This is a genomic window from Streptomyces sp. NPDC103540, from assembly GCF_055584445.1.
On record NZ_JBVJMA010000013.1, the window covers coordinates 23,103 to 39,913 of the forward strand.

Annotated in this window: 16 protein-coding genes; 9 read left to right on the forward strand and 7 right to left on the reverse strand. The window is 72.9% G+C overall.

What is annotated here, in order from left to right; all coding sequences use genetic code 11:
* The first annotated feature begins 213 nt into the window (after positions 1–213).
* The 4 genes from ACZ6ZI_RS28430 to ACZ6ZI_RS28445 all read left to right on the forward strand — a co-directional run bounded on the left by ACZ6ZI_RS28430 (position 214) and on the right by ACZ6ZI_RS28445 (position 3,623).
* A complete protein-coding gene (locus ACZ6ZI_RS28430; RefSeq protein WP_469525347.1) occupies positions 214–1,512 on the forward strand; it encodes an ArsB/NhaD family transporter in 1,299 nt (432 codons plus the stop codon).
* A gap of 81 nt (positions 1,513–1,593) precedes the next feature.
* Positions 1,594–1,875, forward strand: coding sequence for a hypothetical protein (locus tag ACZ6ZI_RS28435; protein WP_469525350.1), 282 nt, complete (start codon positions 1,594–1,596; stop codon positions 1,873–1,875).
* 123 nt (positions 1,876–1,998) lie between these two features.
* Positions 1,999–2,961, forward strand: coding sequence for a sensor histidine kinase (locus ACZ6ZI_RS28440; RefSeq protein ID WP_469525352.1), 963 nt, complete (start codon positions 1,999–2,001; stop codon positions 2,959–2,961).
* A complete protein-coding gene (locus ACZ6ZI_RS28445; protein WP_469525354.1) occupies positions 2,958–3,623 on the forward strand; it encodes a response regulator in 666 nt (221 codons plus the stop codon). Before ACZ6ZI_RS28440 ends, ACZ6ZI_RS28445 begins: the two co-directional genes overlap by 4 nt.
* On the opposite strand, the gene ACZ6ZI_RS28450 is transcribed toward ACZ6ZI_RS28445, so the two are convergent.
* Positions 3,610–4,482, reverse strand: a complete 873-nt coding sequence (locus tag ACZ6ZI_RS28450) for a helix-turn-helix domain-containing protein (protein ID WP_469525356.1) — start codon at positions 4,480–4,482, stop codon at positions 3,610–3,612. The genes ACZ6ZI_RS28445 and ACZ6ZI_RS28450 overlap by 14 nt on opposite strands.
* A gap of 253 nt (positions 4,483–4,735) precedes the next feature.
* Between ACZ6ZI_RS28450 and ACZ6ZI_RS28455 the strand changes: the two genes are divergently transcribed.
* Entirely contained in the window at positions 4,736–5,500 is a 765-nt protein-coding gene (locus ACZ6ZI_RS28455; RefSeq protein ID WP_469525358.1) for an SDR family oxidoreductase, read from the forward strand.
* A 277-nt stretch (positions 5,501–5,777) separates the two neighbouring features.
* Here the strand turns inward: ACZ6ZI_RS28455 and ACZ6ZI_RS28460 are convergent, their stop codons facing one another.
* Entirely contained in the window at positions 5,778–6,923 is a 1,146-nt protein-coding gene (locus tag ACZ6ZI_RS28460) for a saccharopine dehydrogenase NADP-binding domain-containing protein (protein WP_469525360.1), read from the reverse strand.
* Positions 6,924–6,986: 63 nt separating this feature from the next.
* Between ACZ6ZI_RS28460 and ACZ6ZI_RS28465 the strand changes: the two genes are divergently transcribed.
* From ACZ6ZI_RS28465 to ACZ6ZI_RS28475, 3 genes are all read left to right on the forward strand, one after another.
* Entirely contained in the window at positions 6,987–7,703 is a 717-nt protein-coding gene (locus ACZ6ZI_RS28465; protein WP_469525363.1) for a TauD/TfdA family dioxygenase, read from the forward strand.
* Between the two features lie 75 nt (positions 7,704–7,778).
* Entirely contained in the window at positions 7,779–8,975 is a 1,197-nt protein-coding gene (locus tag ACZ6ZI_RS28470) for an MFS transporter (RefSeq protein ID WP_469525365.1), read from the forward strand.
* Entirely contained in the window at positions 8,975–10,249 is a 1,275-nt protein-coding gene (locus ACZ6ZI_RS28475; protein WP_469525369.1) for an ATP-grasp domain-containing protein, read from the forward strand. The genes ACZ6ZI_RS28470 and ACZ6ZI_RS28475 overlap by 1 nt, the downstream gene beginning before the upstream one ends.
* A gap of 342 nt (positions 10,250–10,591) precedes the next feature.
* On the opposite strand, the gene ACZ6ZI_RS28480 is transcribed toward ACZ6ZI_RS28475, so the two are convergent.
* Together ACZ6ZI_RS28480 and ACZ6ZI_RS28485 are read right to left on the reverse strand one after the other, a co-directional pair.
* Positions 10,592–11,452: a glutathione S-transferase C-terminal domain-containing protein gene (locus tag ACZ6ZI_RS28480; protein ID WP_469525371.1), complete on the reverse strand. Its 861-nt coding sequence runs from the start codon at positions 11,450–11,452 to the stop codon at positions 10,592–10,594.
* A 102-nt stretch (positions 11,453–11,554) separates the two neighbouring features.
* Complete coding sequence (locus ACZ6ZI_RS28485) at positions 11,555–11,710, reverse strand: hypothetical protein (RefSeq protein WP_469525372.1); 156 nt, start codon at positions 11,708–11,710, stop codon at positions 11,555–11,557.
* Positions 11,711–11,979: 269 nt separating this feature from the next.
* Between ACZ6ZI_RS28485 and ACZ6ZI_RS28490 the strand changes: the two genes are divergently transcribed.
* On the forward strand, positions 11,980–12,678 hold the full coding sequence (locus ACZ6ZI_RS28490; RefSeq protein ID WP_469525374.1) for a scabin-related ADP-ribosyltransferase: 699 nt from the start codon (positions 11,980–11,982) through the stop codon (positions 12,676–12,678).
* A 44-nt stretch (positions 12,679–12,722) separates the two neighbouring features.
* On the opposite strand, the gene ACZ6ZI_RS28495 is transcribed toward ACZ6ZI_RS28490, so the two are convergent.
* The 3 genes from ACZ6ZI_RS28495 to ACZ6ZI_RS28505 all read right to left on the reverse strand — a co-directional run bounded on the left by ACZ6ZI_RS28495 (position 12,723) and on the right by ACZ6ZI_RS28505 (position 16,630).
* Positions 12,723–14,138, reverse strand: coding sequence for an alpha/beta hydrolase family protein (locus ACZ6ZI_RS28495; RefSeq protein ID WP_469525377.1), 1,416 nt, complete (start codon positions 14,136–14,138; stop codon positions 12,723–12,725).
* A gap of 222 nt (positions 14,139–14,360) precedes the next feature.
* Complete coding sequence (locus tag ACZ6ZI_RS28500; protein ID WP_469525379.1) at positions 14,361–15,449, reverse strand: SDR family NAD(P)-dependent oxidoreductase; 1,089 nt, start codon at positions 15,447–15,449, stop codon at positions 14,361–14,363.
* Positions 15,446–16,630 carry a UDP-N-acetylglucosamine--N-acetylmuramyl-(pentapeptide) pyrophosphoryl-undecaprenol N-acetylglucosamine transferase gene (locus tag ACZ6ZI_RS28505; RefSeq protein ID WP_469525381.1) on the reverse strand — a complete coding sequence of 395 codons (1,185 nt, stop codon included), beginning with the start codon at positions 16,628–16,630 and terminating at the stop codon, positions 15,446–15,448. The genes ACZ6ZI_RS28500 and ACZ6ZI_RS28505 overlap by 4 nt, the downstream gene beginning before the upstream one ends.
* Positions 16,631–16,811: the final 181 nt, after the last annotated feature.

A 16,811-nucleotide genomic window follows, 5' to 3' on the forward strand; every position in this document is an offset into this window, starting at 1 on the left:
CCTGCGGCCCCCGGGCCCGCGCGCGGCGCGGTCCGTGCGGTGGAGTGCGTGCGGTGGAGTGCGCCGGCGAGGCGCGGCGTACCGGGCGGCCCGGGGGTCCACGGCCACGGCACGAACGGAGTCCGCGCCGATGACGACCCCACCCCGCTCGCGCGGCCGCGCGGGCCGCCGGCACCGCGCCCTCGCCCGCCCCCCGACGGGCTCGGCCCCGCCGTGAGCGCCGCGACGTGGCTGACCCTCGCGGTCTTCGCCGCCACCTACCTGCTGATCGCGACCGAACGTGTCCACCGGGTCACCGCGGCGCTCGGGGGCGCGGTGGTCATGCTCGTGATCGGGGCGACCAGCCCCGAACACGCGTTCTTCTCCGAGGTGACGGGCATCGACTGGAACGTCATCTTCCTGCTCCTGGGCATGATGCTGATCGTCGCCGTCCTCAAGCGGACCGGCCTCTTCGAGTACGTCGCCATCTGGGCGGCGAAACGGGCCAGGGGCCGCCCGTACCGCCTGATGGTCCTCCTCATCCTGGCGACGGCGTTCCTCTCGGCCTGGCTGGACAACGTGACCACCGTGCTGCTGATCGCCCCCGTCACCATCGTGGTCTGCCGGCGCCTGGGCGTGCCCGTGGTGCCGTACCTGATCGCCGAGGTGATGGCCTGCAACATCGGCGGCGCCGCCACCCTGATCGGCGACCCGCCCAACATCATGATCGGCTCCCGCGCGGGCCTGTCCTTCAACGACTTCCTGCTCCACATGGCGCCGATCACCACCGTGCTGGTCCTCGTGTTCGCGGTGCTGGCCCGGTGGCTGTTCCGCGGCGCGTTCACCTGCGACCCGCGGCGCGCGGCCGAGGTGATGGCGATGCGGGAGCGCGACGCCATCAAGGACGGCCGGCTGCTGGCCGTGAGCGGCGTGGTCATCGTGGCCGTCGTAGTCTGCTTCGTCCTGCACACCACGCTGCACCTCGAACCCTCGGTGGTGGCCCTCACGGGCGGGCTGGTCCTCCTGGCGGTCTCCCGGTTGGACGTGAAGGAGGTCGTCGCGAGCGTGGAATGGCCCACGCTGGCCTTCTTCGCCGGCCTGTTCGTCATGGTCGGCGCGCTCGTGCGGACCGGTGTCATCACCGAGGTCGGCCAGGCCGCGGCACGCGCGACCGAGGGCCGCCTCTTCGGTGCCTCGATGGCCGTGCTGTTCGGCTCGGTCGTTCCCTCGGCGGTGATCGACAACATTCCCTTCGTCGCCTCCACCAGCCCGATCGTCGCCGAGATCGTCGCCGCGTCCGGCGGCATCGAGGAGGCCGGGGTGCTGTGGTGGTCCTTCGCCCTCGGAGCGGACCTGGCGGGGAACGCCACGATCATCGCCTCCTCCGCCAACGTCGTCGTGGTCGGGATCGCGGACCGGGCCGGACACCACATCTCCTTCTGGCAGTTCAGCCGCTACGGCCTGATCGTCACCGCCGTCACCACCGTCCTCGCGGGGGTGTACGTGTGGCTGCGCTACTTCGCACTCGCCTGACCGCCCGACCGCCTGACCGCCCGACCGCCTGACCGCCTGACCGCCCGATCGCCCCGTCTTCCGGGGAGAGGAGGAGGGACCATGCACCGGTCCGACGAGGAGGACGGCACCGACCGCGCCCCCGGCCCGCGCACGGCACGCCGGCGAGGGCCCCGCGCGCACCGGCGCGGTCGGGCCTGGCTGGCCATGACCCTGGCGCTCGCCGCCGTGGTCGCCGGCGCGACCCTGCCCCACGGGCTGCTCATGGCGGCCGGGCTGATCGCCTCCGCGTTCGCGGTCGAACTCCTGCGCGCCGGGTCGTGTCAGGGCCGGGATATGGGTGCCGGCACGGATGGACAGGGCCCCGGGAAGGCGAAAGGCTGACCGCGACACCGATCCCGCCGCAGGTGGATCCGCGTGCGGGGGAGTGTCGGCGACCATAGTGGGGGGTGAGCGCGCCGTCCGCGCGCACGCGGAGCGAGAGAGAGGGCGAGGGGAGAGACGGGCATGTCGCTGTACTGGCGGATCTTCCTGCTCAACGCCGCCGTCCTCGTCACGGCCGTCCTGCTGTTGCTCGGACCGGTCACCGTCTCCACCCCGGTCCTGTTCGGCGAGGCCGTCGTCCTCCTCGCGGGACTGGCCGCCATGCTCTTCGCCAACGCCGTCCTACTCCGGATCGGTCTGGCTCCGCTCGGCCGGCTGACCCGTGCGATGAGCGCGGTCGACCTGCTGCGGCCCGGCGGCCGGGCCCGGGTGGAGGGCCCCGGCGAGGTCGCCGAGCTGACCACCTCCTTCAACGCGATGCTCGGCCGCCTGGAGGCCGAACGCGCCACCAGCAGCGCCCGCGCGCTGTCCGCGCAGGAGGCCGAGCGGGGGCGCATCGCCCGGGAACTCCACGACGAGGTCGGTCAGACCCTCACGGCCGTCCTGCTCCAGCTCAAGCACGCCGCCGACCGTGCTCCCGACCCGCTGCGCGAGGAACTGCGCCAGGCTCAGGAGACCACCCGCACCAGCCTGGACGAGATCCGCCGCATCGCCCGCCGGCTGCGCCCCGGCGTCCTGGAGGAACTGGGCCTGCACAGCGCGCTGCGGGCGCTGGCGGCGGAGTTCACCACCGGCACCCTGACGGTGCGGCACTTCATCGCTCCGGGCCTGACCGAGTTGGACGACGCGACCGAACTCGTCCTCTACCGGGTCGCCCAGGAAGCCCTGACCAACGCCGCCCGCCACGCGCGCGCGAGGGGCGTCGAGATCCACCTGTCCCACCGGCCCGCCGGGGCGGTACGCCTCCTCGTGCGGGACGACGGCGCGGGCCTCGGCGCCGCGGCCGAGGGCGCCGGGATCCAGGGCATGCGCGAACGGGCCCTGCTGATCGGTGCCGAACTCGCCATCGGGGACGGCCCGCACGGCGGCACCGACGTACGACTGGACGTACCCGTCACCGACCGCGGGACCAAGGGGAGCAAGTGACCACACCCGAGCAGGGGCCGACCCGTGTGCTCCTGGCCGACGACCACGCCCTCGTCCGCCAGGGCGTACGCCTCATCCTGGACGCCCAACCGGACCTGACGGTGGTCGCCGAGGTCGGGGACGGGGCCGAGGCCGTCGCCCTGGCCCGTACCGAGGACATCGACCTGGCCGTCCTCGACATCGCCATGCCCCGCATGACGGGCCTTCAGGCGGCCCGGGAACTCTCCCGGCTCCGGCCCCGGCTGCGGATCCTCATCCTCACCATGTACGACAACGAGCAGTACTTCTTCGAGGCCCTGAAGGCCGGAGCCGCGGGCTACGTCCTCAAGTCCGTCGCCGACCGCGACCTCGTCGAGGCCTGTCGGGCGGCCATCCGGGACGAGCCGTTCATCTACCCGGGCGCCGAGACCACGCTGATCCGCAACTACCTCGACCGGGTCCGGCAGGGCGACCCGCTGCCGGCCAGGGCGATCACCGAGCGCGAGGAGGAGATCCTGAAGCTGGTGGCCGAGGGCCACTCCTCCAAGGAGATCGCGGACATCCTCGTCATCAGCGCGAAGACGGTGGAACGCCACCGCGCCAACCTGCTCCAGAAGCTCGGGATGCGCGACCGGCTCGAACTGACCCGCTACGCGATCCGCGTCGGCCTCATCGAGCCGTAGCGGCGCGCAGCGTGCGCGGGGTCAGTCCGGTGGCGCGACGGACGGCGCGGGTGAGGTGGCTCTGGTCCGCGAAGCCGCAGTACAGCGCGATGTCCGTGATGGAGTCGTCGGTGTCGAGGAGCGCGCGTCGCGCGTGCTCCACCCGCTGCCTCAGCACGTACTGGTACGGCGACTCCCCGGTGGACGCCCTGAACAGCCGGTTGAGGTGCGAGGTGCTGACGCCCGCGACGGCCGCGATCTCGTCGAGCGTGAGGCGCCGGGCCAGGTTGGCGTGGATGTAGTCGCGCACCTCGGAGAGGCGGCGCAGCGACAGCCCGCCGGACGGGTCGGGGAGCGTCCCGCCGCGCGCGCACCGGCGGACCACGATCGCCGAGGCCGCCTGGACCAGCGACTCGGCGTACAGGGGGTCCGCGCCGGAGGGGTTCTCGTACTCGGCGAGCAGCCGTTCCACGAGCAGGACGAGCAGCGGGTCGCCGAAGTGGAAGGAGGGCGCCAGTTCGAAGACGCCGGGCGCACCGCTCTCCGCGGCGGTCTTCTCCATCCAGGCCGGGTCCAGCGCCAGGAGCTTCAGCTCCACGTCGTCCTGCCAGCGTGGCCGCGAGGCCCAGCCCGCGGGGTTGACGAGGGCGTCACCGGCATGGAAGCGGGCCCGGCGGGCGTGTCCGTCGGCGTTCCATCGCAGGTCGGTGGGGCGACCGGAGTGTACGACCACGACGTGCGAACGGGGGCCGGCGGGCGGCGGCGTCGTGTCCGCGAGGCCGGCCGCGCGCTCCACGGCGCGCTCGACGACCGCGTGCTCCAGGTCGTCGGCGCTGCTGGTGAGGCACCGCAGGTGGGGCTTGATGTGAGAGGTGGCCACCCTCCCCATTGTCGGGCAGGCGCCGGCGTCCGGCACGTGCGGTCACGGAACGTGGCGGCGCGTACCGGGATCGGTGAGCGAATCGTTCAAGGGCGGCGTCGAATGTGCAAGAACGCCGCCTCGGCGCCGTGCATGATGATCCGTGCACGAGTTCCGAACGAATCCGACATCCCTCGGTATCCCTCGACATGTGTAGCTATCGATGGGGATGTCGGGTATCAGCTGAGCCGTTCCTCGCGATCTGGAGTCAGTCATGGTGAACAACCCGGAAAAGACGCTGGGCGGGAAGGTCGCCTTCGTCGGCGGCGCCTCCCGCAACCTCGGCGGCCTGATCAGCACCACGATCGGTGCCGAGGGCGCGAAGGTCGCCGTCCACTACAACAGCGACTCCTCCAAGGCCAAGGCCGAGGACGTGGTCGCGCGGATCAACGCCGGCCCCGGTGAGGCCTTCGCGATCCAGGGGGACCTGACCGACGTCGGCGAGGTGGAGCGCGTCTTCGACGAGGTCGTCCGACGGTTCGGCAAGCTCGACTTCAGCGTCAACACCGCCGGCATGGTCCTGAAGAAGCCGCTGACCGAGATCACGGAGGAGGAGTACGACCGGATGTTCGCGGTCAACTCCAAGGCCGCGTTCTTCGTCATGCGCGAGGCGGCCCGCCGGATGGAGGACGGCGGCAAGATCATCACCATCGTCACCTCGCTGCTGGCCGCCTACACCGGCCTGTACTCCTCCTACGCGGGCAGCAAGGCCCCCGTCGAGCACTTCACCCGCGCGCTGTCGAAGGAGCTGTTCGGCCGGAACATCTCCGTCAACGCGATCGCCCCGGGGCCGATGGACACCTCGTTCTTCTACCCGGCCGAGGACGACGACTCCGTCGCCTACCACAAGTCCTCCGCCATGAACGGCGACCTCACCAAGATCGAGGACATCGTCCCGTGGGTGCGCCACATGCTCACCGACGGCTGGTGGGCCAACGGCCAGACCCTCTTCCTCAACGGCGGATACACCACCCGCTGAACGAGGGAGAACGATCGCGTCCCCGCCGTTCACCGAACGGCGGGGACGCGTTTCGTCGTCGCGGAACGGTTCGCATGTGAATGGTTCGCATGCGAATGGTTCGAATGGCCGGAACGGATTCACTTCCGCGCGATCCGTTCCGGCGACTCAAGTACCTCTCAAGCGTCGCTCAAGCATGCGTCGAGCGCTTTTCGGGCGAATGCGCGGCGGCCCTTTCCCGTATTCCGGCCGGGGTGAATTCGAGGCGCTCGTGCCCGCGCGATCAGGCCACGCGCGATCAGGCCACGGTGGCGTGGGGGTAGTGCGGAGAGCGGCCCTGGTAGGCGAGGATCCCGGCGTTCTGGACGACGCCCTCGCGCACTTCGAGCGCCCGGTGCACGGTCTCGTCGGTGTCCCAGGCCCGCGGATCGGCGACGATCGGCAGGTAGCGCAGGGCGGCGCTGCTCAGCTCCCAGGTGGCGGAGTCCCACAGCAGGGTCGGGCTGTGGTCGACGGCGTAGTAGCGGGCGTGCCCGCCGACCGTGACGAGGGGCTCGTCGAACGAGGTCGGTCGGGCCCAGTCGAAGCCCATGGCCACGTCGCAGGAGACGTCGACGACGAGCGCGCCGGAGGGGAACCGGGCCAGGTCCCCCTCGGTGAGGTAGACCTGCGGGGCGTCGATGTCCTGCATCACGCAGTTGACGACGACGTCGTGCTCGCCCAGGAACTCGGCCAGCGGCGCCGTACGTCCCCGCACGGTCACCGTGCTCGCGGCCGGGTCGGCGTGGTCGTAGTGGAGCTGCGCCATCCGGGCGGTGTCGCTGGGCGGGGTGACGGCGGAGCTCGGCCGCTGCGTGACGACGCTCAGGTCGTGCACGCCGTGGGCCTGGAGGGCGCGCGCGGCCCCCTGCCCGGTGGAGCCGAACCCGAGCACGACCGCCTTCCCCAGGGGCTTGCCCCAGGCGCCGGTCCGACCGACGCACTGCAGCGCGTGCTGGACGGAGCAATAACCGGCGATCTCGCTGACGCGGTGGAACACGAAGCGGTCCACCTCGCTGCCCTCCGGGCGGTCGCGCATCGCCTCCTTGGATATCACGGTCAGCTTGCGGTCGATGGCCAGCTGCGTGGTCTCCATGTTCTGGGCGAAGTGCGGCGCGCCCCACAGGATCTGCCCGTCGCGCAGCTCGGCGAGGTCGCGGGGGGTGGCCTTGAACATCATGACGAGGTCGCTGCGGCGGATGAGTTCGTGCCGGGGCAGGATGCCGGCGACGTGCGGGGCGAGTTGCTCGTCCGTGAATCCGAACCAGCGGCCGTAGTCGGTCTCGAGGAACATTCGAGCGCGAATCGAGGCGTCGATGAGCGGCAGATGCGCGGGGTGTAAGGGGGCGCGCTTCTCGTGCTTCTTGTGGGTGGAAGCGAGGACGCCAATGAGGGGCTGATTCATGTGACAAGTCTTTGTATATGTTTAACTATCCGTCAAATCCTCCCAGTTACCCAGGCGGCAATCATGAATGTCCTGAGCCCCGAAACCGTGCGCGATCTCTTTGAGCGGGGCTACGCCCTGACGCGGCCGTTATCCGGTCCCGACGAGGCCGCCGCCCTCGCGTCGAGCCTCGGCACCCTGGTCCCGCAGAGCACCGGGGAACTCACCTACGACATCCAGGCCCACCCGGGCTTCGAGAAGGTACGCGACACCCGCAGCGCCCACACGCTGCGCCCCCACACCGAGGCGCCGGGACAGCACCCGCCGCCGCGCTACCTGGCCCTGCACTGTCGCGTCCAGGCCACCTGCGGCGGAGGCCAAACGATGCTGGCCGACGCGCACGCCTTCGTCGCGGGCCTGGACGAGCGCACGCGCCGCTTCGCCCACGAACGCGAGATGTACTGGCCCTCCTACGTCGAGGACGCGGGCGTCAAGGGCCATCACAAGCCCCTCGTCGAGCGGACGGAGCGCGGCACGATCAACCGCCTGAGCTGCACCCTCCTGCGGACCGGCGACTACTCCGAGGGCCTGGAAGAACGCGCCGGCCGGCAGGAGCCGCCCCTGGGCGACGAGGGCGTGGACTTCGCGCGGCAGGCCTTGGACTTCTTCCGGGACCACAAGGTGTCCGTCCTCATCCCCGAGGACGCGATGCTCATCTGGGACAACCACCGGATGTTCCACTCACGTTCGTCCTTCACCGACACCCGGCGCCGCCTCACCCGCTACTGGATCGCCGACTGACGCCGCCGCCTCGCCACGAAGGACACGACACTGCACGCCTACCGCCGAGTACTGGGCATCCCCGGACTGCCGTCGATGCTCCTGCTGGGGACGCTGATCAAGATCCCCCTGGTGGCCGTCCCGCTGGTACTCACCCTGCACCTGACGACCACGCGTCAACTCGGCTACGCCCAGGCCGGACTGGTCATCGCCCTGTGGACCGTCGGCGCCGCGGCGGGCTCCCCGTTGCTGGGCCGCCGCATCGACCGGCACGGACTGCGTCCGGTGCTCGCCGTCGCCACCGTCGCCCAGACCCTGTTCTGGGCGACGGCCGCGCAACTGCCCTACGCCGCACTGCTCGTCACCGCTCCGCTGTCGGGGCTGGTCATCGTCCAGGGCTCGACGATCTCCCGCCTGGCGATCCTCGGCCTGGTCCCCGAGGAGAACCGTCACACGGCCTTCGCGGTGGACTCCATGCTGACCACCCTCTCCTACCTGATCGGCCCGGCCCTGGGCGTCGTACTGGCGACCCGGGCGTCCGGCACGCTCGCCGTCCGGGCGATCGGGCTGCTGCTCGTCCTCGCCTGCGTGGCCGTGATCGTCCGCGATCCCCGGCCGCCGGCCCGCGCCGACGAGGGGCCGACGGCAGCCGCGGCGCCCCCGCCGCGCCGGTGGCTGGGCCGGGGGCTGGCGGCCACCTGCGCCTGCGCCCTCGCCGCCGGCATGTTCGCCTCCGGCGCGGAGTTGGGGATCGTCGGGATCCTCCACCGAAGCGACCAGGAGGTGTGGCTCGCCCCCGTTCTGATGGGGGTCAGCCTGGGCTCGTTCGCCGGTGGTCTCGTCTACGGGACCCTGGAACGGCGGCCCCCGCCCGCGCTGACCGTCGCCGCCCTCGGCTTGGTCACCCTGCCCGTCGGGCTCGTGGGCGGGGTTCCCTGGCTCGCCGTGGCGCTGCTGCCCGCCGCCCTGCTGAACGCGCCGGCCTTCGCCTCCACCGCGGCCGCCGCCGGCGCCTTCGCCGTTGACGGGGCCCGCGCGTCGGCGCTCGGCCTGTACTCCACCGCGACGGCCGCCGGCGCCGCGCTCGGCGGGCCGCTCGTCGGCGCCGCCCTGGACCACGGCGGCGCGGCCCGGGGCTTCGCCGCGCTCGGCGCCGCGATCCTGCTCGTCTCCCTGGCGGCCTGGCCCGCGACGCGGCCGCGCGCGAAGTCCCTCCCGACCCCGCGCGCCGTACCCGAGACGGCCCCCTCCCCACCCCACACTTCCGCACACGTTGAGAAGGAGAGCCTGTGATGTCCGCAGCGCCCCACGTCGTCCTCGTCGACCCCTACATCCCGGCCGTACGCCTCGCCGAACAGTTCCGGCAGGCCGGCGCCGTCCTGATCAGGGTGCAGAGCACCAGGGAGGTGCCCGAGGTCTACCGGTCGTCGTACGTGGTGGACGGCTACGCGGACACCATCGTCCACGAGGACCTCACCACCACCGTCGCACGCCTCTCCGCCCACGCCCCGACGGCCGTCCTGGCCGGCGGCGAGCTGGGCGTCCCCCTCGCCGACGCCCTCGCCGAGGCCCTCGGACTGCCGGGCAACGGGGTCGCGTCGAGCGAGGCGCGGCGCGACAAGTACGTGATGATCGAGACGATCAAACGGGCCGGCGTACCGGGGGCCCGACAGCTCCTGATCGAGGACGAGGGGCGGTTGGCGGACTGGCACCGCGACCTGGGCGGCCGGGTCGTCGTCAAGCCGCTGCGCAGCTCGGGCAACGACCACGTCTTCTTCTGTGACACCCCGGAGGAGTCCGTGGCCGCGTACCGCCGGACGGTCGGGACCGTGAACGTGTTCTCCGAGCGGAACACCGGGGTGGTGGCGCAGGAGTACCTGCGCGGCACGGAGTACATGGTGAACACCGTGAGCCGCGACGGTCACCACCGGATCTGCGAGATCTGGCGGACCACCCGGCTGGCCGTCAACGGGGTCTCGGACCTCCTCGACGGGATCTACCTCATGGCCCGGCGCGGCGAGGTGCAGGACGCGCTGGCCACCTACTGCGAGCGGGTGCTCGACGCGCTCGACATCCGGCAGGGCCCCGCGCACCTGGAGCTGAAGCTCACCGACGACGGACCTCGGCTCGTCGAGGTCGGCGCCCGCCTCTCCGGCGGCAGGCTGCCCTCACACGCGCAGCTCGCCATCGGCGAGTCCCAGCTCGACTGGACGGTGCGCGCCTGCCTCGACCCCGAAGGCTTCCACCGCACGGCCGACGAGGACTACCGGCGCACCCGGCACGTCGGCCACGTCGCACTGGTCTCCCCCGTCGAGGGGGTGCTGAAGGGGTACCGCGACCTGGACGCGATCCGGTCGCTGGACAGCTTCCACGACCTCCAGGTCTACCTCCGGCCGGGCGACCGGGTCTCCCGCACCGTGGACGACATGACGTACGCCGGTTCCGCGCTGCTGGTGCACGAGACGGAGGAGGCGGTCCTGCGCGACGCGAACACCATACGGTTCCTCGACGGCCCCGGCCTCTACGACGTCGCCCCCGACGCGGTCGGGGAGCCCTCCGGGGTGTGACGAGAGCGCCGGCGACCGCCCGCGGGAGGTCGCCGGCCCGGTCCGCTACCGGTCGCGGCGGGCCGTCAGGGCCCGCAGCCGCACGCCGAGGCGCCGGCGCGGCACGATCGGCGGCGCGTCGCCGCCGGGGCGGTCGTGCGCCACGGGCCTCCCGGGCGGGGGCGTCGGTCGCCGCGGCGCGGGCGGCGATGCGGGAGCCGGCGGGGTCGAGGGAGGAGGAGACGTCGTGGAACAGGGACCGCCCGCGGCCGTCCTGGACGACCCGTGACACCCCCGCACCCCCGCCTTCCTCTCCAAGGTCCTCTGACGGCGCCGTGACGAGCGCTGACCGCCGGGATGGTGCTACGGAGCCGTGACGGCGCCCTGGACGTGTCCGGTCCAGTCGACGATCCGCACCGCCGCGCCCGCCGCCTCCGATCCCCGGCAGCGCGCGTGGTGGCGAAGGACGATGCCGTCCAGGTCGAGGTGCGATCCGAACGCGGGGTGCGCCGCCAGCCGGCGGGCGTACGACCACAGCCGCGGGTGGTCGGTGACGCGGAACACCGCCTCCGCGTCCAGGTGCCAGCGGTGCACCGTGTCCAGCTGCACCAGCGTCACCCACACGCTCAGGTCCGCGGCCGTGAGCTCCGCCCCCAGGACGTACGGGTCCGCGGCCAGGCGCCGCTCCAGTACGCCGAGCCCGCGCAGCAGCGTCGCGAGCGCGGCCCCGCGCGCCGCCGCGTCGACGCCGGAGCGGCCGGCGCGCTGCGCCGCCGCGTTGACGCCCCGCTCGCAGAGGCGCTCGACGGCCGCGATCCGGTCCTCGGCGCCGCGCGGGTACAGGCACGGGCCGGCGGCGCCGAACCGCCGGCTCAGGTCGTCGAGGATGTCGGGCGCGTGCGTGCTGACGATCCGTCCGGTCCAGTCGTCGCTGAGCACCGGGGCGAGCGCCGGCCCCGGATACCGGTGCGAGCTGGACTCGTACAGGGGGCGCAACGCCAGGTGCCCCCCGTCGGGAGCGTCGGGCACGGCGGGCAGCGGGGTCATCGCGAGGACGTCCTCCAGACCGAGCAGGCTCCGCGTGATCGCGACCCGCAGGCACTGCGGACAAGACGGCGCGAGGTGCAGGCGGTAGCGGTGGGGAACGGCCGGGTAGCCGCTGCGCGCGTCACGGCCGATCCTGCCTCGGAAGGACGGGACGGCGATCGGGGAAGTGGCGGACATGCGTCTCCCTGGGGTGCAGGTGCTCGATCACGGGCGTACGACGACGGCCCGCCGCGTCGTGGACGCGTCGCGGGACCGGTGCGGCAGCGGTGGTGCGCGGGATCAGGGGCGGGCGGGCGCGGAGCCGCCGAGGTGCGGGGGATTCGCCGCACTGCACACGCGCAGGAGGTCGATGTGGCGGCGGGACGTCAGCAGGGGCAGCGGAAGGACGGCGCCGTGTGCGCCGTCGGTACCGCGGTCCCGCGCAGAACAGCCCATGACTCCCCACCGGTTCACCAGGATGCGCCCTTGCGGAGTCTCGACCCGCGCACGGGGGCTGTCAAGACGGCCGTTCGGTTCCGCGGGGCCGCGCCCGGCGCGGCGACCCCCGCCGAAGCGCGCTGAAGGGGCGCTGAAGGGCGCTGAATCCTTTACCCGGTACGACTGTTCCACCCGGGCGGGTGGACGGGCCGGGCGGAAGAGCGCCGGGGCGGGGGAGGGCGCCTATAAAAGGGCCCGTCATGTTGATCAACTGATGGGTCCCCACCATGTTGCAGGCAGCTCTCCGGGTCCTCGCGGCCGTCTCCCTCGTCTCGGCCGTCGCGGTCACCCCGGCGACGGCCGCCCCCGTCGCGGCCGAGGACGAACTCACCAAGCCCTGCGGTCCGACCGTCGAGTACCGGGCCTGGGACTGGTACCGCACGACGACCGACAACTCGATCGACCGGGACGTCGCGGCGGGCGCGGCCGGCGAGCGCTGGCAGTGGCGCAGCGACGTCAACACGCTGTGGCGCGGTGACACCCGGGAGACCGTCGAGGAGATCTTCGACACGGGCTTCACCCCGCGCGGCACCCAGGTGACCCCCCTCGCCGAGTACATCGTCAAGGGCGGCGGACAGAACAGCGCGCACCTCAGCACCAGCTGCGAGAAGTGGGTGGCGCAGAAGTTCGCCACCTACGGCACCGCCAAGACGGGCTGGGTCTACGAGATCCACGCGCCCGGCGGCATCGACGTCAACGCCACGGCGCGCCTGAACAACTACAACTCGCCGTACCTCTGGAACAAGGAGGTCGACTTCCCCGGCGGCGTCAAGGGCCACTACATCAAGGGCGCCTGCAAGTACCGCCTGACCCACACCGACCCGGAGACCAGGGTGAGCACCTTCGAGGAACTCGGCTGCAAGGACAACGTCGGCTTCGCCCCCTACAAGGTGGACGTCTCCGCCCTCGCCGCCGCCGCACGTTGACGCCTCGCGCCTGACGCCCCGCGCCTGACGCACCGCGCGGGGCGTCAGCCGCCCGTCAGGGTCTTCTGGAGCCAGTCGAACACCACCTCGCAGTGCAGCTGCGGGGCCATGGGGGAGCAGTGCAGTTGCGCCCCCTCGGCGGCCGTGAGCCTCAGGTAGTCCTTGGGCGAGGTGAGCGCGTCGTACATCCGGCGCGGCTGGCCCGGGTAGAACTGCTCGCCCTCGTAGTCCAGGACCAGGGTGGGCGCCTTGATCCGCCCCACCACGTCGGTGATCGACAGCGCCCGGATGCGGGTGGCCGGCGTGTAGAAGTCGGTGAAGAGCCTGCCCTGCCGGGCTTCGAGCATGGCGGCCGCGGAGAACGGTTCGAACCGTTTCTTCATCACGGCCGCCGCGTCCGGCGGGAGCTCGGGGACCACCTCCTTGTTCCAGATGTCATTGGTCCGCTGCCTGTCGGGGGTGAGGATCTCGCGGATCTCCGGCGGGAAGCCCAGCCACGGCTCCACGCAGCCGGGCATGGCCACCAGCGCGGAGATCCGGCTCTCGAACGCCGCCGCCCGCGGCGCGAGGTCCCCCGCCATGCTCAGCCCCGTCAGCGCGATCCTGTCGGTGTCCACGTCGGGGCGGGCCCACAGCCAGTCCACGAGGGGGGTGACGACCTTCTCCCAGGTGGGCGTGAACACCACCCGGTCGACGAAGAGCAGCTGCCCCTGCCCCGGGCCGTCGTAGACGAGGGCGTTCCAGCCGCGCTCCAGCGCGGCCGGGACCCCGTAGGTCCACATGTCGACGTTCTGCCCGTCGCTGCCGTTGGTCAGGATCACCGTGGGGCGCGGAGTGTTCGTCGTGTCGGGGCGGAAGAACCACACCGGCAACGGCGTCGTCCCGTACCGGACGTCCGCCTTCACCGGCGGAGGCTCGCACAGGTCGCAGAAGGCGTCCCACGCCCCGCGCCCCGCCTTGTACAGCGCCTCCTCGCTGCCCGGATCGTCGGAACCGAGGACGAAGAACAGCGCCTGCCCGTAGTACTGCGCCGCGCGCAGCGCCCGGAAGCGCCGGGTCTGCCCGTCGGCCGGGGCGCCGGGCGGTGCCTTCAGGAGCCGGTCGCCGAGCTCGCGGAAGGTCCGTACGTAGGCCTGCGCGGTGACACCGGCTCCGTTGATCGCGTTCACGGCGGTGAGCACCTCGCCGACCTCCGCCGCGCCGGCGCCCGAGGCGCCGAGGGCGAGGAGACCGTTGAAGTTGTACGCCGGATCCTTGAACAGCGTCATCGCGCCCGGGGTGATCCCGGCCCCGGCCGCCGTCGTCGCGCCGGGGGTGGCGGACGCGCCGGTGGTGGCGGCGGCGGGGGCTCCGGACGCCCCGGTGCGGGCGCACCCCGCCGTGAGGGCGGCGCCCGCGCCGGCGAGCAGCAGGGCGCGACGGGTGGGGGTCGAGGGCCGGTCGCCCGATATGTCCGTCATGGCACCGCAACCTAGCCCCGCCCCGGCGCGAAGACATCCCGACGCGGCACCCGTCGAGTCCCGCCCCACCCTGCCGCCGCCCCGCGCGGGCCGTGCGGGGCGGGCCCGCCCTGCCGCCGCCCCGCCGGTCCGGGGCCCCGGCGCGCTCCGCCCGCGTTGGGCCGTTCGGCGTACGTTCGCGGACGGTCGCGTACGGACGCGGACGCCGCCGGGCCCGCGCGGTCAGACCGCGTAGCGGTCCGGGGCGAAGAGGTGCGGGTGGGCCTCGATCCACTCCGAGGTGCGGCGCAGCCCCTCCGCGAGCGGGACCCGAGGCGCCCAGCCCGCCCACGCGCGGGCCCGCGCGTTGTCCGACAGCAGCCGGTGCACCTCGCTGCCCGACGGCCGCAGCCGCGTCGGGTCCACGACCACGCGGGCCTCCCGCCCCGACGCGGTGATCAGCGCCCGCGCCAGGTCCCCGACGGAGATCTCGCGGCCGGAACCGAGGTTCACGACCTCGCCCAGCGCCCGCTCGCACCGCGCCACCGCCAGGAAGCCCTCGGCGGTGTCCGTGACGTAGGTGAAGTCCCGCGTCGGCGTGGTCGAACCCAGCCGGACCTCGCGCGCGCCCGCGTGCAGCTGCGCCAGGATCGCCGGGATGACGGCGCGTGCCGACTGGCGCGGCCCGTAGGTGTTGAAGGGGCGCACCACGGTGACCGGCAGTTCGAAGGCGTGGTGGAAGGAGAGCGCCATCATGTCGGCGCCGATCTTCGACGCCGAGTAGGGGGACTGCGGCTGGAGCGGGTGGCTCTCGGAGATCGGCGCGGTCAGGGCCGTCCCGTACACCTCACTGGTGGAGGTGTGCACCAGCCGGCGCACCCCGTGGCGGCGGCAGGCCTCCGCCACGTTCTGCGTGCCGGTCACGTTCGTCTGCACGTAGGCGCCCGGCGAGTCGTAGCTGTAGGGGATGCCGATCAGCGCGGCCAGGTGGAAGACGGTGTCGCAGCCCTCCACCGCGTCGCTCACCCGGCCCGCGTCGCGGACGTCGCCCGCCCACATCTCCACGCAACCGTCCGACGCCGCCAGGTGGCGGGCCAGGTTGCCCTTCTCGGCGTAGGGCTTGTAGTGCACGAAGGCGCGTACCTTCGCCCCGCGTTCCACCAGCAGGTCCACCAGCGCGGAGCCGATGAACCCCTCGGCGCCGGTCACCAGGACGGTGTGGCCGGCCCAGTCGCCCGCCGGAGCGCGCGTGCCCGGGGCGTCGGCGGTGTGCGGGGTCTTCAGGGTCTTCAGGGTGTTCGGGTTGTTCGGGTTGTTCGGGGTGGTGCTCATGCTGACTCCAGGGTGGGTCGGAAGGTGGGGAGCGGGAGGCCGGCCACGTCCAGTACGTGGGCGGCCAGGAGTTCCGCGGCCCGCGCGTGCGGGCCCGGATCGGCCGCCGCGCCCATCGCGGCCAGCCGCGCCGGATCGGCCAGCAGCGGGGCGAGCAGCCCGGCGAGGCGCTCGGCGGTGGTCTCGGCGTCCGGCAACAGCAGCGCGGCGCCCGCGTCGGACAGCACCCGGGCGTTGTGCGTCTGGTGGTCGCCGGGTGCGTACGGGTACGGGACGAGGACCGCCGGCACCCCGGTCGCGGCCAGTTCCGCCACGGTCGCCGAGCCCGCCCGGCACACCACCAGGTCGGCGGCCGCGTAGACCAGGTCCATCCGGTCCAGGTACGGCACCGCGCGGGCGACCCGCCGCCCGCCGCGGGCCGCGAGCGCGGCCCGCGCGTCGGCCAGGGCCGCGGGACCCGTCTTGATCAGCAGCTCGACGTCCTCGGACGCCCGCCACAGCCCGGCCAGCCCCACGGCCGCCTCCGTCAGCCGCGCCGCGCCCAGGCTGCCGCCGTTGAAGACGACCAGCCGGCGCCCCGGCGGCACCCCCAGGGCCTCCCGGGCGGCCGTGCGCAGCGCGGCCCTGTCCGCCGGGGTCCGCTCCGCCAGCCGGGACAGCGCCGCCGCGATCGGCATGCCCGTGGTCAACGCCCGCGCCCCGCCCGCCAGCAGGTCCCTGCTGCGGTCGAAGGCCACCGCGACGTGCGGGGTGAGCCGGGCCGCGAACCGGTTGGCGCGGCCCGGGACCGCGTTGGACTCGTGGATCACGGCCGGCAGCCCCGCCAGCCGGGCCCCGACGACGGCGGGCGCGCTCGGGTATCCGCCCATGCCGACGACGACCTGCGCGCCCTGCCGCCGGATCACCGCCTTGGCCTGGTGCGCCGAGCGCATCAGGGCGGCGGGCAGCAGGTAGCGCCGCGCGCCCAGGGCCGGATCGAACGGGATCATGTCGACGGTGTGCAGTCGGTAGCCGGCGCGGGGTATCAGCTCGGTCTCCAGGCCCCGCTCGGTGCCGATGAAGGAGACCGTCGCGCCGGGGACGGCGGCGCGCAGCGCCTCCGCCAACGCCAGCCCCGGATAGATGTGGCCGCCGGTGCCGCCCGCGCCGATGACGACGGAGAGGTGTTCAGAGGTGGTCATGTCCGAACCCTCGCGGTGCGTCCTAAGAACGTTTTAAGAGCCGATTCGGCGGTGCCCGGCGGTAGCTGCAGTTCAGAGCTCTATCACCGCACCGGGCTCACGCCGAGGGAGCCAATCCGGGAGCCACGAGCCAAATTTGTGCGGTCCTAGGGCGCTTCAGCATCGCCGTCGTGATGGTGTC